We start from the raw sequence: 16,780 nt of genomic DNA, 5'->3' as shown, positions 1-16,780 counted from the left end.
GCAAATGTATTTTTTTATGCAATTAGAATCGTATTTTTACAACTATGACAGACCCATTTGACGACACTTATTTTATGAAACGTGCCCTTCAGGAAGCTGAGGCTGCTTTTGAAAAAGGCGAAATTCCGGTTGGAGCGGTTATTGTAATAGAAAATAGAATTATTGCAAGAACACATAACCTTACAGAATTATTAAACGATGTAACAGCACATGCCGAAATGCAGGCTATAACATCTGCTGCTAATTTTTTAGGAGGAAAATATTTAAATAAATGTACCTTATACGTGACTTTAGAACCTTGTCAAATGTGTGCTGGTGCGCTGTATTGGAGTCAAATTTCTAAGATCGTTTATGGAGCTTCAGATGTACAAAGAGGCTTTAAAACATTAGGAACGACATTACATCCTAAAACAGAAGTTGTGAGCGGAATTTTAGCAGAAGAAGCTTCTGCTTTAATGAAACGTTTTTTTATTGAAAAGCGTAACTTAAATTAATTTTAAACAAAACAGTATAGTTATCATGAAAAAACATCCATTACTAATAATACTAGCTTTAATATGTGTTGTAAGTTGTAAATGCCATAAAACAGCTGTAAATAATGCAAAAATGACCACTGTAGAATCTGTTTTAATTGCAAAGGGCAATCTTTATGGTGCTGGTAAAGAAGGGTTAACAAAGCAGAACATGATTATAGAAAACCAAAGTGATTGGGAGGATCTGATGCGTCAGATGAATAAGGTTAATAATGTCTCTGATGGTTTTTCTGAAACTAAAGTTGATTTTTCAAAATATACAATCATTGCAGTGTTCAATACTGTAAAAGGAAGTGGTGGTAATAGTATAGAATTGGCTGTGACAAATACGTCTGAAAAGATTATTGTTAAAGTGATGTACAATAGTCCTACGGGAAATGCTACGAGTGTAATGACGCAACCTTTTTATATTACTAAGATAGCTAAAACAGATTTGCCTATAGTTTTTGAATAGTTGTATGACGTCTTTGAGTTCGTAATAGAGCAAAAAAAACGCTCAACCATTGGTTGAGCGTTGAAACTTGTAAGATATATTACTTATAGTACTTGCACATTTGCAGCTACTAATCCTTTTCTTCCTTCTTCTTCGTCGTACTCTACTGTGTCACCTTCGCGTAATTCTACGCCATTAAGGTTTGATACATGTACGAAGATGTCTTTTCCTGTTTCTTCGTTGGTAATGAATCCAAATCCTTTTGAATCATTAAAAAATTTAACTGTTCCAGTCATTATAATATAAATAAAAATTAAAGTGCAAAGATAATATAAAAATAAAGTCCACTGTTAATAAATCGTTTTATTTTGTTTTATATCACGATAATAGAAACAGAATTTAATAAATCACGTTCTAGAATCACGCTGATTTTCGCGCATCTTGTCAAGATTTTCTTTAGAAAGCATATAGTCCTTAACATCTTTATCTTTCCACCTATAATAGGAGAACAATGGAAAAACAACGAAGAATAAACCTACAACTCCAAAGCCAATTAGTTTTTGATGGTAAGGCACATCTAATAAAAAACCACAAGCAATACTAGTTATTGAGGAGACAAGTGCAATAAAGGTGATGGTTTTTATAGGTTTCATTCAAAAATTTTTATTCAATTGTCTATATAGACTTAAGATGTAAAGTTAATTAATTCGTTACGATAAGCGGTTAGTAATTTTGATTTTGATACAAAACCGTAATAACAGCCTTCTTTTATTACAGGTAAATTCCAAGCTCCGCTATCTTGAAATTTTTTCATCACAGCTTTCATTGTATCTTTTTCGTAATCGATATAATTTGGCGGGTTGTGCATAAAAGTTTCTACCGAAGTAGAATCGTATAACGACTGATCAAACATTACAGTTCTGATATCATCTAACAGAATTATTCCTACTAAACGCTTATAACTATCGACTACAGGAAATAAATTCCGACTAGATTTAGAGACGCCTTTATGAAGCATTTCTCCTAAGGTCATTTCTGGGTTTAATGCAATAAAATCTTTTTCTATAACACTATCTAACTGCATCATCGTAAGAACACTTTGGTCTTTATCATGTGTTAATAAATCTCCACGTTCTGCCAATTCGCGCGTGTAAATTGTATGTTCCATATAATTTTTTGTAATCATATATGAAATTGCGACTGTAATCATTAGCGGTAAAAATAAAATATAACCACCAGTAATTTCGGCTATTAAAAATATAGCGGTTAATGGAGCATGAATCACTCCGGCAATTAGTCCGGCCATTCCAATGAGTGTAAAATTAGCTTCAGATACCTGATGTCCAAGTCCAATATTATTAATGATTTTGGCAACAACATTACCTAAAGCACTTCCCATAACCATCGTTGGTACAATAACTCCTCCAACACCTCCTGCGGCAAATGTGGTAGTCATGGCTATCGCTTTAAATATGGTAAAACCAATGAGTAATACAATAACAACCCAAATATTGTCAACGTATTTGTCAAAAGGATTATCGCCTAAGGCGTGTAGATAATTACCTTCAAATAAGTCTTTAGTAAAACTTAAACCTTCCCCATAAAGTGGAGGGATAAAATAAAGCATAATACCAATAGCAACTCCACCAACTAAAAGTTTTGTAAAGCGTGATTTAAAGCGGTCGAAAAAGGCATAAACAGCAAAATATATTTTGGTGAAATATATGGATGCTATCCCTGTTCCTAAACCTAGTAACATATAGAGTGGAGTGTCTTTTGGATTGAATTTTTCCGTAACATTAAAGTTAAAAAGTAACTCATCTCCTAAAAAGAAATAAGAGGTTAAAACAGAAGATATAGAAGCAATTAACAAGGGTAGTAGTGCCGCAAATGTAAGATCTAAACTAAAAATTTCAACAGCTAATACAATTGCTGCAATTGGAGATTTAAACATAGATGCTACAGCAGCAGCGGTTGCACAAGCAATAAGTAATGTTCTTGTTTTTTTATCAACGTGTAAAATCCGACTTAAATTAGAGCTTAAAGCAGAACCAGAGGTTATAGCAGGTCCTAATAACCCAACAGAACCACCAAAACCTACTGTTAAAGGTGCCATTATTAAGGGATGGTAAATAAGTTTATAAGATAATAGCCCTTTTTGTCTCAATAAAGAATAAAGTAATGATGGAATAGCTCGCTTTATAAAAGGTGGAATTGATGGTGTCATTCCTTTTTTAAATAGATATTTAGCTATGAGGTATACCAAGAATAAACCAATAACAGGGAGTATAAAATAGAGCTGATTTTGAGAAAAAATAATCCCTTTTTCTAATCCCTTTTGAATGGTGAAAGTGATGTTTTTTAAAGTTACAGCTGCAACACCTGTAAGCAATCCAACAAGAACACTTAACAGGTAAACAAAGTTCTTTTGCGATATATATTTGTATCGTAATAATAGAAATTGTTTTATGAAAGATTTCGTTGGCATCTTATTTCAAAAAAAAACTGTAGGTTGTACTTCGACAAAGCTCAGTAATCAACCTACAGGTTTAACCTATTTATTTTATTGAGCTTACTACACTCTTATACCAAATATACAATTTTGAGGAAGCAATTCCTAAAGGGAGTATTTATTGTTTCAAATTCAATTTTAAACTCAGTTCCTTTAGTTGTTCATTATCAATTGATGCAGGAGCATCAATCATAACATCGCGTCCTGAATTATTTTTAGGAAAAGCAATAAAGTCTCTAATTGTTTCTTGGCCTCCTAAAATAGCTACTAATCTATCCAATCCAAAAGCAATACCTCCGTGTGGTGGTGCACCATATTCAAAAGCATCCATAAGGAAACCAAATTGAGCTCTTGCTTCTTCTTCAGAAAAACCTAAATGTTTTAGCATTATGGCTTGTGTTGCTTTGTCATGGATTCTTATAGAGCCTCCACCAATTTCATTTCCGTTTAAGACTAAATCATAAGCATTGGCTTTTACTTCGCCTGGATTAGTGTCTAGTAATTCTAATTGACCTGGTTTTGGAGATGTAAAAGGGTGGTGCATAGCGTGGTATCGTTCGGTGTCTTCGTCCCATTCTAGCAATGGAAAATCCATAACCCAAAGAGGAGCAAATTCATTAGGTTTTCTAAGACCTAATTGTGTTGCTAACTCCATACGTAAAGCACTTAATTGTGCTCTTACTTTATTTTTATCGCCAGACAATACACATACTAAATCACCTGCTTTTGCGCCTGTAATTTCTGCCCATTTGGCTAAATCTTCTTGGTCGTAAAATTTGTCTACTGAAGATTTAAACGAACCGTCATCATTACAACGCGAATAAATCATGCCTAAAGCACCAACTTGTGGGCGCTTTACCCATTTAATTAAGTTATCAATTTCTTTTCTCGTGAATTTATTACCACCAGGAACAGCAATACCAACCACTAGCTCTGCAGAATTAAATACACCAAAGTCTTTATGTTGTGTAACATCGTTTAATTCGCCAAACTCCATTCCAAATCTAATGTCTGGTTTGTCGTTTCCGTACAAACGCATGGCATCATCATAAAGTATTCTTGGGAATTTTTCTACTTCAACACCATTAATTTCTTTTAATAAATGACGTGTTAAACCTTCAAACGTATTTAAAATATCTTCTTGTTCTACAAATGCCATTTCACAATCTATTTGTGTAAATTCTGGCTGTCTGTCTGCACGTAAATCTTCGTCTCTAAAACATTTTACAATCTGAAAGTATTTATCCATGCCACCAACCATCAATAATTGTTTGAAGGTTTGAGGAGATTGTGGTAATGCGTAAAATTGGCCTTCATTCATACGAGATGGTACCACAAAATCACGTGCACCTTCTGGTGTTGATTTTATTAAATAAGGGGTTTCTACTTCAATAAAATCTTCATTAGACAAATAATTTCTAACCGCTTGCGCAACCTTATGTCTTAAGATTAAACTGTTTTTTACGGGATTACGACGAATATCTAAATAGCGATATTTCATACGTACATCATCTCCACCATCGGTTTTATCTTCAATGGTAAAAGGTGGAACTAAAGACGTATTTAAAATAGTTAATTCTGAAACTAATAATTCAATATCTCCAGTTGGAATGTTTGGGTTTTTAGAAGCACGTTCAACCACTGTACCTTTAACTTGAATAACGTATTCGCGACCTAGCTTAGACGCTTTTTCCATTAAGTCTTTAGAAGTACGCTCTTCATCAAAGTAAAGTTGCGTTATACCATAGCGATCTCTAAGATCTAGGTAAATCATAAATCCTTTGTCTCTAATTCCTTGAACCCAACCAGAAAGTGTTACTTCTGTATTGCTGTGTGATGCTCTTAATTCACCACAATTGTGACTTCTGTACATATTGAAATTTTAATTTTATTCATCGTTGCTAATGCTTTGATGAATGCGGTTGCAAATTTAATCAACTTAAGGTATAAACAAATAAAAAAGCCTCAACAATTGTTAAGGCTCTCTTTTGGTTCATTTATTAACATTGAGTTTTAACTGTTATTTTCATCCAATCTCTTATTCATATTAAATGTTTCCTGAGGTATAACTTCGTTTGTTGAAGCCACTTTAGATTTGTTCATCCACATTTTTAGTTTAACACTTAAATAAAACAGAATTGGAACTACAATTAATGTTAAGAATGTTGCTATTAACAGGCCGTAGATAACGGTCCAAGCTAATGGTCCCCAAAATACTACGTTGTCTCCTCCCATATAAATGTTTGGATTAAAATCTGCAAACAGCGTAAAGAAGTTAATGTTTAGCCCAATTGCTAACGGAATTAACCCTAGAATAGTTGTGATTGCAGTTAATAAAACAGGTCTTAAACGTGCTTTTCCTGCGGTAACGATACTTTCAAAAAGGTCTTCGTTAGTTAGGTATTGATCTTCATTTAAATTGAGTTGATTTTTCTTTCGATCTATTAAAAGTTGTGCATAATCTAAGAGTACCACCCCGTTATTTACTACAATTCCGGCTAAAGAAATTATCCCAACCATCGTCATCATAATCACAAAAGCACTTCCTGAAAGTACAATACCACCAAATACACCAATAAAACTCAAGAAAATGGCAATCATAATAATGGTTGGTTTAGAGATAGAGTTGAATTGAAATATTAAGATGAAGAAAATTAATCCAAGTCCCGTGAAAAACGCTCCCATTAAGAATGCCATTTGTTTGTTCTGCTCTTCAATTTGACCTGTATAATCAATATGAATATCTTCTGATAACCCCTTGTAACTTTTCATTTCATTTTGAATTTGGGTTACAATGGCTTGCGCATCTGTATAGCCAGGTGATAAAGCAGAATAAACGGTAACGACTCGCTTAGTTGCTTTATGTTTTATGGCACTAAATCCAGAGTTGTTTTTTTGTTTCGCAACTGTTGATAAAGGAATCTCTTTAATCTGACCTGTGTTATCTCTAAAGGTTATATTCTGATTAAAAAGCGCACTTTTATCATAACGTGTATTTTCATTAAAGCGCACATAAATGTCAAAATCATCACCATCTTCTTTGTATATTCCTGCTTTAGAACCAAATATAGAATTACGCAATTGGTCTCCAATTTGTTTGGCAGAAACACCTAATTCTCCGGCTTTTTTACGGTCAATTTCAACTTGCATCGTTGGTTTGTCCTTGTTAACATCGATTTTAAGTTCGTCAATTCCTGCAATGTTTTTAGAATTAACAAAAGCACGCATTTGTTCTGCTGTTGCAATTAATTCATTATAATCATTACCTATGATTTCAATGTTAATAGGCGAGCCAGCAGGTGGTCCATCTGCATTTTTCTCTACAGAAATTAAAACCCCAGGATAAATACCAACTAAGGCTTCTTGTACTTTTTGACGTAAGAGCTCACTGTCTTCTCCACGACGGAATTTGTACTCGCGCATAGAAGCTGTTATCTTAGCTTTATGTGGCATTTCTGCACCAGAACCCATATCGGTTTGAGGATTTCCTGCACCTTCACCTACTTGAGAAACAGCACTTTCTACTAAGAAGTTTCTTCCGTTTTCCATAAAACGGTCAGCATTAATAACCTCATAAACACGCTGTTCAATCTGTGCCGTTATAGCATTGGTTTTTTCAATGGCTGTTCCTTGTGGATATTCTATGTAGACAATAATCTGATTGGGTTTGTTGTCTGGAAAAAATTCAACTTTAGTACGTTGTGTAGAAAGTGAAATTCCAAAGGCTATAAATGCCGCAATCAATAATAGGAAGGTTCCAATACTTAAGATATAAGGTTGTTTTTTAGATAATGCACTTCGTAAACGACGCTCGTACCAATTTTCAAGTCTTACTAATGCTTTAGTTTGAAAGCTATTAGCCCATCTTCTGATGAAAAAACGGTATGCCCAAAGCATAATCGCTGTGAATACCATAATAGTTCCTAAACCACGATATGTACCACCGAAAACTAAAATTATAATTCCAATAACGGCAACTATAATTGTGGTTTTAATAATTTGATTTAGAGGCATGTCCTTGTCTTCAGTGGTCATGTAACGCGATACTAATACCGAATTAAAGAAGATAGCCACAAATAAAGACGAGCCTAAAACAATAGAAAGGGTTATTGGTAGAATTTTCATAAATTCTCCCATAATACCAGGCCATAGGCCTAAGGGTACAAAAGCGGCTACGGTTGTTGCTGTTGAAATAATAATAGGAAATGCAATTTCTCCAATACCTTTTTTTGCAGCCTCAATACGGCTCATGCCTTCGTCTTCCATTAAACGGTAAACGTTTTCTACAACTACAATTCCGTTGTCTACTAACATTCCTAATCCCATAATAAGTCCAAAAAGCACCATTGTGTTTAAACTATAGCCAATCATGCCTAATATCATTAATGACATAAACATAGACATTGGTATAGCAAAACCAACAAATAAGGCATTTTTAAACCCTAAAAAGAACATTAATACGGTAACGACCAAGATAACACCAAAGATGATGTTGTTTACTAAATCATCTACTTGACCAATTGTTACAGAAGATTGATCATTGGTAATGGTGACTTCTACGTCTTGAGGGAATTCGTTATCAATAGCATCTTGTACAATAACTTGAATTTGTTCTGCAGCAGCAACCATGTTTTTACCAGCACGCTTTTTAACGTCTAGCATTACAACAGGTTTTCCAGATTTTCTAGCATAAGTGGTTTTGTCTTCTTCGTGAAAAGAAACGGTTGCTACATCTTTTAAATAAATAGAATTTCCGTTTTCAGATTTAACTACAAAATCATTCAGCTCTGAAGGAGATTCAATTTCACCTATAATTCTAATGGTACGTCTTTGTCCACTTGCTTTTAAATTTCCGGCAGATTGTGTTATGTTTCCATTTCCAATAGCACCAAGGATATCATTAAAAGTAACTTTGGCTGCCATCATTTTATAAATGTCAACGGCAACTTCTACTTCTTTGTCCTGAGCTCCACGAATATCTGCTTTTTTAATTTCTTGTAAATCTTCAATTTCATCTTGAAGATATTCGGCATAATCTTTTAATTTTTCAATTGGATAATCACCAGAAATATTAATATTTAGAATTGGCATTTCTTCAGAAAGACTCAATTCAAAAACATCTGGTTCTACTTTTGCTCCGTTAAATGTTGGCCAATCTTCACTAGCGGTTTCAGAATCAATTTCGTCTTTAACCTTCTGTTTGGCTTGTTCTACTGTGATATTTTCATCAAATTCTATGATAACCATAGAATAATCTTCTTGAGATGTCGAAGTGATTTCTACAAGATTACTCACGGTTTTTAGTCGGTCTTCTACAGGGTCGGTTATTAACTTTTCAATGTCTTCAGCGGTGTTTCCTGGGTAAATTGTGCTGACATAAATTTTAGTCTCGTTTACCTCTGGAAATGATTCTCTTGGCATATCGAAGAAAGCCGAAATTCCCAAATAGAAAAAGACAGCAATAAGCACATACATCGTGGTTTTATTATTAATTGCCCACGACGACCACGCAAATTCTTTTTCTGTGTTTTTTTTATTATTAGTCATTTAAGTTTGTTTTTTAGACTATAGAATTAGTGTTTAATTACTTTAGAAGAATAGAATCCTTCCATTATTTTTCGTCTATTTCAAGGACTTTTACAGATTGCGTATCTCTAACACTTCTTGCTCCTTCTTTAATAATTTCAGCTCCTGGTTCTAGACCTTTTAAAACTTCAATAACGTCATCTTGTGTTTTTCCTGTCTCAATAATTATTCGTTGTGCAGTACCAATTCCTTTAGAATCTTTGTTAGATACGATATAAACGTATTGTTCTCCTTCTGAATTTTCAGAAACAACACTTTGTGGAATTAATAAGGCATTTTCGTTTGTATAATCGTTAATTTTTAATCGTGCAGATAAATTAGGCTTTATAGATTTGTCATTATTTGGTATTTCAACTTCAATCTTAAAAGTTCGGTTTGCAGGATTTATGAAGTCTCCGGCTTGACGAATTTTGGTTTCTATTGTTTTGCCTAAAACCGGAATGTTTACAGAAACACTTTTGCCTTTTGTAACATCAGAAACATAACGTTCTGGGACTTCGGTTTCAATGTACATATTGTCTAAATTAACAATTCGCATTAATGGGGTTTGCCCTGCGCCAACGACGCTTCCTTGTTCTGTAATGATATCATCAATGGTACCAGAAAAAGGTGCTTTAACATTTGTTTTAGCAATTTGTTGTTTTAATTGATTTACGGCTTCTTGTTGCGATTCGTAAGTAGATTTTGATTGTAAAAACTGAATTTCACTACCTATATTTTGTTCCCAAAGACGTTTTTGGCGTTCGTAAGTCGTTTTTGCTAAATCGGATTGAATTTTTAATTGTGCTAATTGTTGGCTTAATCCACCATCGTCTATTTTGGCTAAGATTTGCCCTTTAGTTACATTTTGCCCTTCCTTTACGTAAACATGTGTTAAAATACCATTGTATTCTGGTGTGATGGTTAAAAGATTTTTTGTGGTTACGTTTCCTTGAAGTTCTAAAACATGATTAAAAACTTCGGCTTGAGCCTTAAAAGTTGTGATTAATGGTACATGTTTTACAGTGTCTAAAGCTTTAATTTTCTCATCTAAACGTTTTATTTTATCATTAATGGCTTGTTGTTCGCCAACAAGTTCTCCTCTTTTTGCTCTAATGGTTTCTAAATTACCACTTTCAATGACGGTTTCTACAGAGTTTTTCTTTTCGCCTCCACAAGAGAGAAAAAGAAAAGTAATGGCTATTATTGAATATATATTTTTCATGTTAAATGTGATGATTGATTAATTTTGAGTTGGTGTATTTAAAACGGTTTCTAAAGCTGCTTTTGTGTTTATAACATCTAGCATAGCTTGTAGGAGTTCTTGTTGTGCAGAGTATAGCTGTGTTTGTGCTTGTCTGAGTTCAAAACTAGAACCAATACCTTCAAAAAATTTGGTTTGGTTTTTGGTTTCAATACGTTCGGCTAGTGCTAAATTCTCTTTTTTATTTTCATAATCTTCAATAGCAAATTGATAATCGCTTTGTGCTGATGCAATTTGAAGTTTAATGCGTTGTTCGGTTTCTGTTAAGTCGGTTTCTGCTTTTTCTAAGTTTATTTTTGCCCGTTGTGTTGAAGCGCTTCTTTTGCCCGAACTAAAAATTGGAATGTTAAGGTTAACACCAAATGCAGAGGTCCCTATCCAACGTTGTTCTTTGTCAAAATAACTAAAGTCGTTACTGTTGGCGATATAAGCACCATTAATATACGCACTTAATGTTGGGAGTGCCTTACTCATCTCAAGTTTTACGAGTAATTCTTTAGAGATTTTGTCATTATTCGCAATTTTATAATCGATAGTATTTTCTACATTGTTTTCAATGTTTAGAATATCGAGATCTATATTATTATCGGTTAAAGACTCTAAGGTGTCGGTTAAAATTGTATTGCTAGATACATCAATACCTAAATTAATATTTAGCATTTGAAGCGCAATATTTTGAAGGCGCTCGGTTTTATTTAAATTACTTTTTAAACCCGAAAGTGTAATTTGTAATTGCTCAACGCTTTCCTCTTCTTCTAATCCATTTTCATAAATTTTTTGAGTTTCGTAAAGGTTTTTTTCCAATACAATTACGTTTCGTTTTAAAATTTCAACGCTCTCGTTGGCTAGTAATACATTTCCGTAAGCATTAATCACTGCTTTTCTAACTTCTAAATCTGTTTTGGTTTTTGCATTTTCGGAAATTTCTAAAAATACTTTAGCCGATTGCAAGCCTACAAGGTAAGAGCCGTCAAAAATAAGTTGATTTAATGTTATCGATGGATTTACAGACTGCTTTGCACCAAAATCTACAATACCATCTTGATCAAAATCAATAGCATCAAATTGTTGCTTAATATTGTTGGTGTAATCAATCTTGGCATTAATTTGAGGTAAACCAGTAGCTGTGGTTTCCCATTTTTGCTTTTTAGCTGCTTCAATATCTCGAGCAGCATTTATAGCAGATCTATTATTTTCTAAGGCATAGTCAATTGCTTCTTGTAATGATAGACTTTTGGGTAGCTCTTGTGTAAATCCTGTTTGAAAAATAATAAAACCTATTATTAGCGTTAGTGTTTTTTTCATAGGTTATTTAGATTGGTGTTTAATTTTGTTAGTGTTTCTAATCCTTTTTCGGAGCAGATACCTCTTAAATGGTATTCTATATAATTGTTCATTAACATTGGCATTGAAAAGTTTTCGTGTGGAAAAAGGTCCTGATCTTTTAAAGAAATCATACCGTTAAAGTAAAGTCGTGCTATAAAATCTATGTCTATAGAATCTCTGTAAAGATGCTGAGTAACGCCACGTTCTAAGTTACGAGTAACGCAGCCAAGCATTTTTTCGAACTGCTTCTTTTTTAGTGAGTTATAAATTTTAGGGTAATACTTTTGAAGCTGATACTGAGGTGATGATTTTTCATCTTTTAAATGAAGCATAACAAAGCGCTTAATCTCATAGATCTCTTCAATTGGGTTTTTATTGAGCTCACAAATACAATCTATACCGTGTGAAATATTTTCAAAAACATACATTGCAGTGGCTTCAACTAATTTTGTTTTATTCTGAAAATGCTGGTAAATGGTTTTTTTAGAAATACCCATTTCATTAGCAATGTCATCCATAGTAACACTCTTAAACCCTAGGTTTAAGAACAAATCAGTAGACTTAAATATTATTTTCTCTTTCATTTTTAATCTTCCTTGCTAACGGAACTTTTTTATTATTGCGCAAAGCTACAATAGGAAACTTTAAAAACCAAAAAAGTTTCCTAAGTTTTAATGGTTTTTTAACACAGCCAACATTAGCTTAAAATATGTTTAAAAGATTATTTTTGTCTTATGCAACATATTGAACACTATCAAAAGCCTTTTCTAAAATATTTAGAAGGTTTTATCGTAAATAAAGAACCTAAAAATTTATACAGTCCTATTAATTATATTCTTCAATTAGGAGGAAAGCGGTTACGACCAATTTTAACCTTAATGACAGCTGATGTTTTTGGTGGAAATGTGCCAAAAGCTATGGATGCAGCTTTATCTATTGAGGTTTTTCATAATTTTTCATTAGTACATGATGATATTATGGATGATGCACCTTTACGAAGGGGAGAACAAACGGTTCATGAAAAGTGGAATTTAAATACAGGAATACTTTCTGGTGATGCCATGCTAATTATGGCTTATCAACTATTTGAAAATTATGATCCGCAAACATTTCAGGCGTTAGCTAAATTATTTAGTAAAACGGCTTTAGAGGTTTGTGAAGGACAGCAATATGATATTGATTTTGAAACACGAGATGATGTTACGATTCCCGAATATCTTAAAATGATAGAATATAAAACAGCTGTTTTGGTTGGTGCTGCCATGAAAATGGGAGCGATTGTAGCAAATGCTTCTATTGAAGATCAAAATTCTATTTATGAATTTGGACGACTTTTAGGAATTGCATTCCAATTGCAAGACGATTATTTGGATGCTTTTGGTAATCCTGAAACTTTTGGTAAGCAGGTAGGTGGAGATATTATTGAAAATAAAAAGACATATTTATACCTTAAAACAATAGCGTTAGGATCTGATGATGATAAAGTGAATTTAAAGACTTTTATGTCAAACTTAGAATTGCCTAACACTAATAAGGTTGAAAAAGTAAAGCAATTATTTACTAATTCTGGTGCAAAAGAAGCAACTCAAAATGCAGTAAAAGACTACACTAGCAAAGCATTTGAAGTTTTAGAAAGATTAGAGATTCCTGAAGAGAAAAAGCAATCACTGAGGTTGTTTGGAGAACAATTAATGAATAGACGTGTATAATTCATATATGAGTTTACCATCAAATTTTGAAGATTTAATATCTGAAGCCGAAGGTTTAAACCTATACAAAAAACTTATTGTTCAACTCAATAAAGATGTGTTGTATGCTAATATTGACCTAGAGTTTGACGAAGAAACCTTGCCAACGAGCTTAAGGTTTGTGTTGCAAGAAACGGTTTTTAACTTAATAAATTCTAAGTTTTCAGACTATCTCAATTTACTATATATTGTAGATGTTTCCGAAGCAAAAATTAAATCTTTAGATGGTAGTGATACTTTAAAATTATCTGAAGAGGTTACTTTTATGATTTTGCAACGCGAATGGCAAAAAGTTTGGTATAAGGCTAAATATTCTTAATTAAAATTATGAGTATTTTTTATTGAAAAACAAAAGACAAATTCATATAAAAATTACGACCTTGTCTCGGAAAGTTATTCCAATCGGCATAGGTAGAATATTTGGCATCTAATATGTTTTCAACACCATATTTTAAGACTGTTTTTCCGAGTTTATTATAAAATACATTCCCTAAATTAAGGTTTAATATTGCATAATCAGCAGTTTTGTTTTCGCCATACTTACGGCTGTAATTACTTTGGGTTCCGTTGCCATCTAGTTGCAATGCGGCAGTAAATTTAGCTGTGTTGTAATTGAATTCAGCAAAGTAAGAAATCGGTTTTATAAGTGGTAAGTTTTCGCCATCATTTCCTTTTCCATAATTGTAGCCAACCGTTCCGTTGATTGCCAACCGTTCCGATATTTTATAACTACTATTTACATAGGTATTAAAAATAGAAGCATGGTCTAATGCGGTATAAACACGCACACCATTAGCACCAATAGTCATTGAGCTTACGTCTGGCGCAATCTCACCAATAATATAATCCATGATATGGAAGTAAGATGATTCTAAACCAATTTCAAAATCGTTGAATTTCTGTTTAAAACTAAAGTTCGCTTCTAAGGCTTTTTCGTCCTTTAAATTTGGGTTGCCTATATAATCGTAATTGTCAAAACTGTTGAATAAATAAAAACCATAACCTTCACTAACGGAAGGTGCGCGTTCACCATAACCTAAACCAGCAGAGAGATTGTAATTGTCCTTTTTAAGTTGATATGTAGATGCTAAACTCACTAAAAATCTATTGCTTTGTTGGTCTACTGTATCATGGAAAATTTCAAGACTCTGAATGCCAACTTCTTTTGCTATTTTGTTATTGTGATAGCCTAATCGTATGGAAGAAGCGAGTGTTTCATCTTCACTAAAATGAAAATCATCTTTAATAAAAACACCAGAATATAGGGTTCTAATATCTGGCCAAGTGTACATAAACATGTCTGGCTCGCCTGGATTGTTAGAAAACATAGTCATTTCTGCAAGTGATTTATTATAGAATCCATTAAGGTTAAGTATGAAATGATGTTTCTTTTTTATCAGTTCTGCTTTACTGTAAAACCCATACGTATCGCTCCAACCTGGCATGTCCATTCTTATAGCAACAACAGGTCGCTTTGTATCGTCCATAATATGCGTTATGGTATTAAAATACAATTTGGTTTCTAAGGATTTTAAGACTTTATCTTCAGGTTTGTAATAGTGCGTTAGCGATGCAATTAAAGCTTCAGCTAAAGAAACATCCATTGGCAAAGCAGGATAACCTACATCGGTAGCTTTATCGTAAATAAGGTTAGCATCGACACTTTGAGTTTCAGAAAACTTATAACCTGATTGTAGTGAGAGATTATATTTTTCAAACTGAGAATATAAGATTTCTTCATTGCCACCTGCGTCATAATTATCAGATTTTCTATAAATACCGTCAGCGCTAATAAAGAATGTATTGCCTATGTATTCTAAATCTAGTCCAGTTGCTTTATAGTTGCCGTTAGTTTCATAACCTAGGTCTAATCCAGACTTAAAGCCAGAACCATTAAATTTAGAGGATGGTAATTTTAAATCAATGCCACCACCAATTGAATGTCCGTTTTCTGTGCCTTCTTGGCCAGAACCAATAGTGACTTTTTCGAGATTAGAAACATCAACGTAAGACGTTATTGGATCCATTTTATCTGTGCAGGCACCAAAAATTTGCATACCATCGATAGTCACTACCAGACGCTCGCTTGCCATGTTGTTAATGGTTGGTTCCCAAGCGTAATTACCACGTTTTATCATGGTTATTTTGTTAGATTTTTCAAGATAATCATCAATGCTAGACAGTGTTTTTTCTTGTCTGTGATTGCTTAACTTACGTCTTGAAAGTACGAGGACTTCTTCGAGTTTTGTAGTATCTTTTTTTGTCTCTTTATTGTTGTCTTGAGTAAATCCTAAAGAAGACAATAGCAGACATAGAATGACTGTTATTAGCGTTTTCATAGCTAAAAATTTTAGTGTTTAAAATCAATGGGTAAAATGTGTTAGAGAAGAAGAGGGGAACCTGAAGAATCACAACCAGCATTACAGTTGAGATTCTTCACGTCGTGCCTCGTTCTAAATAACAGTAAAGGACAGTTTAGAACTCTAACTCCAAATACAAGCTACTTGCTTCGTTCTCTTCTGTTACGTCTTCTCCTTTTAAAACCTCTCCATTAGCGTTCATTACCTTTAGATTTAGTTTCCAATATCCAGTCATGGTTAATGATAAATCGCCATAGTAAAAATTGTCTGCATTATTAAAGGTTAAATCTGTGTTGTTTGGTGACGAATGATTTCCCATGCCAGGCATGCGTGGATCTAAAGCAATAGTATAATCTTCAACAACAGGGAATGTCATCATATCTTGCATTTTAAATAAACCAACTTTTATTTCGTTTACGGCAATACTTGGGTCTTTCGGTTCAACTAGCGCAAGGATATATCTGCTGTCATCGCTACCTATAAAACTCGCTGTATTTTGATTTTCATATTGCCATACACTAATGGTTTCTGTCACGGAATAGTCGGTGTCATCTATATTATAATTTATGGTTAATGACCAGCCAGAACTATCTTCATTTGTCATTTGGTAAATTATAAAACCTTCGTAAACGGTATCTTTTCCTAAAGCTTTAGAAATTGTAGATTTAGGACAAGAATGTTGCATCGTTGGCATTTGCATCATTGGCATCCAAGAAAGAGTAGCGTCTTCAATATAGCTGCCTGTAGTGTTGTCTTTAAGTCTAAGGCTAATCCTATTGTAGCCAGTTTCAAATAGACCTTTTTCGTTGTAAAGTTCTATGGTTTCGTTACCATTACTTATAGTTTGAATAAGTTCTAAGCCTTCAACTTCATTTATGGTTGATGTATCGTTATCGTCGTCTGTTGAACATGAAAAGAATAATGCAATAAATGCAATTGGTAATATATATTTAAGTTTCATTTTTAATGTATTTAAGTTGTTTTTTTGATGTAATTGTTCTGTTTGAAGCCGATTTGGTTTCAAAAAATGGAAATTTGC

General features: G+C 33.3%; 14 protein-coding genes. 4 read left to right on the top strand and 10 right to left on the bottom strand.

The window, feature by feature from the left end; genetic code table 11:
* The first annotated feature begins 44 nt into the window (after positions 1-44).
* Positions 45-494, top strand: coding sequence for a nucleoside deaminase (locus ABD730_RS04860; protein ID WP_344712969.1), 450 nt, complete (start codon positions 45-47; stop codon positions 492-494).
* Between the two features lie 25 nt (positions 495-519).
* On the top strand, positions 520-987 hold the full coding sequence (locus tag ABD730_RS04855) for a hypothetical protein (protein ID WP_344712967.1): 468 nt from the start codon (positions 520-522) through the stop codon (positions 985-987).
* An 83-nt stretch (positions 988-1,070) separates the two neighbouring features.
* On the opposite strand, the gene ABD730_RS04850 is transcribed toward ABD730_RS04855, so the two are convergent.
* The 8 genes from ABD730_RS04850 to ABD730_RS04815 form a co-directional block, all read right to left on the bottom strand.
* A complete protein-coding gene (locus tag ABD730_RS04850; RefSeq protein ID WP_020898101.1) occupies positions 1,071-1,262 on the bottom strand; it encodes a cold-shock protein in 192 nt (63 codons plus the stop codon).
* Positions 1,263-1,373: 111 nt separating this feature from the next.
* Positions 1,374-1,619 (bottom strand): hypothetical protein, encoded by a 246-nt coding sequence (locus ABD730_RS04845; RefSeq protein WP_344712954.1) that lies wholly within the window; start codon positions 1,617-1,619, stop codon positions 1,374-1,376.
* A gap of 32 nt (positions 1,620-1,651) precedes the next feature.
* Complete coding sequence (locus ABD730_RS04840; RefSeq protein ID WP_215928010.1) at positions 1,652-3,454, bottom strand: chloride channel protein; 1,803 nt, start codon at positions 3,452-3,454, stop codon at positions 1,652-1,654.
* A 142-nt stretch (positions 3,455-3,596) separates the two neighbouring features.
* On the bottom strand, positions 3,597-5,351 hold the full coding sequence (gene aspS, locus ABD730_RS04835; RefSeq protein WP_334468055.1) for an aspartate--tRNA ligase: 1,755 nt from the start codon (positions 5,349-5,351) through the stop codon (positions 3,597-3,599).
* A 140-nt stretch (positions 5,352-5,491) separates the two neighbouring features.
* Positions 5,492-9,025 carry an efflux RND transporter permease subunit gene (locus tag ABD730_RS04830; RefSeq protein ID WP_334468053.1) on the bottom strand — a complete coding sequence of 1,178 codons (3,534 nt, stop codon included), beginning with the start codon at positions 9,023-9,025 and terminating at the stop codon, positions 5,492-5,494.
* 64 nt (positions 9,026-9,089) lie between these two features.
* Entirely contained in the window at positions 9,090-10,268 is a 1,179-nt protein-coding gene (locus ABD730_RS04825) for an efflux RND transporter periplasmic adaptor subunit (protein WP_215928005.1), read from the bottom strand.
* Between the two features lie 18 nt (positions 10,269-10,286).
* Positions 10,287-11,612, bottom strand: a complete 1,326-nt coding sequence (locus ABD730_RS04820) for a TolC family protein (protein ID WP_344712950.1) — start codon at positions 11,610-11,612, stop codon at positions 10,287-10,289.
* Positions 11,609-12,217: a TetR/AcrR family transcriptional regulator gene (locus ABD730_RS04815; protein ID WP_215928002.1), complete on the bottom strand. Its 609-nt coding sequence runs from the start codon at positions 12,215-12,217 to the stop codon at positions 11,609-11,611. Before ABD730_RS04815 ends, ABD730_RS04820 begins: the two co-directional genes overlap by 4 nt.
* Positions 12,218-12,367: 150 nt before the next feature.
* On the opposite strand from ABD730_RS04815, the gene ABD730_RS04810 reads away from it, so the two are divergent.
* Entirely contained in the window at positions 12,368-13,342 is a 975-nt protein-coding gene (locus ABD730_RS04810; RefSeq protein ID WP_334468047.1) for a polyprenyl synthetase family protein, read from the top strand.
* Positions 13,343-13,349: 7 nt separating this feature from the next.
* Positions 13,350-13,700: a hypothetical protein gene (locus ABD730_RS04805; RefSeq protein ID WP_334468045.1), complete on the top strand. Its 351-nt coding sequence runs from the start codon at positions 13,350-13,352 to the stop codon at positions 13,698-13,700.
* Positions 13,701-13,719: 19 nt separating this feature from the next.
* Here the strand turns inward: ABD730_RS04805 and ABD730_RS04800 are convergent, their stop codons facing one another.
* Positions 13,720-15,720, bottom strand: a complete 2,001-nt coding sequence (locus tag ABD730_RS04800; RefSeq protein WP_344712947.1) for a TonB-dependent receptor plug domain-containing protein — start codon at positions 15,718-15,720, stop codon at positions 13,720-13,722.
* Positions 15,721-15,856: 136 nt separating this feature from the next.
* The gene (locus ABD730_RS04795; RefSeq protein WP_344712945.1) at positions 15,857-16,702 is read right to left on the bottom strand and encodes a hypothetical protein; all 846 of its coding nucleotides are present in this window, start codon (positions 16,700-16,702) and stop codon (positions 15,857-15,859) included.
* Positions 16,703-16,780: the final 78 nt, after the last annotated feature.

Source organism: Winogradskyella damuponensis (assembly GCF_039538385.1).
Classification (GTDB): domain Bacteria; phylum Bacteroidota; class Bacteroidia; order Flavobacteriales; family Flavobacteriaceae; genus Winogradskyella; species Winogradskyella damuponensis.
This window is presented reverse-complemented; position numbering and strand designations above follow the sequence as displayed.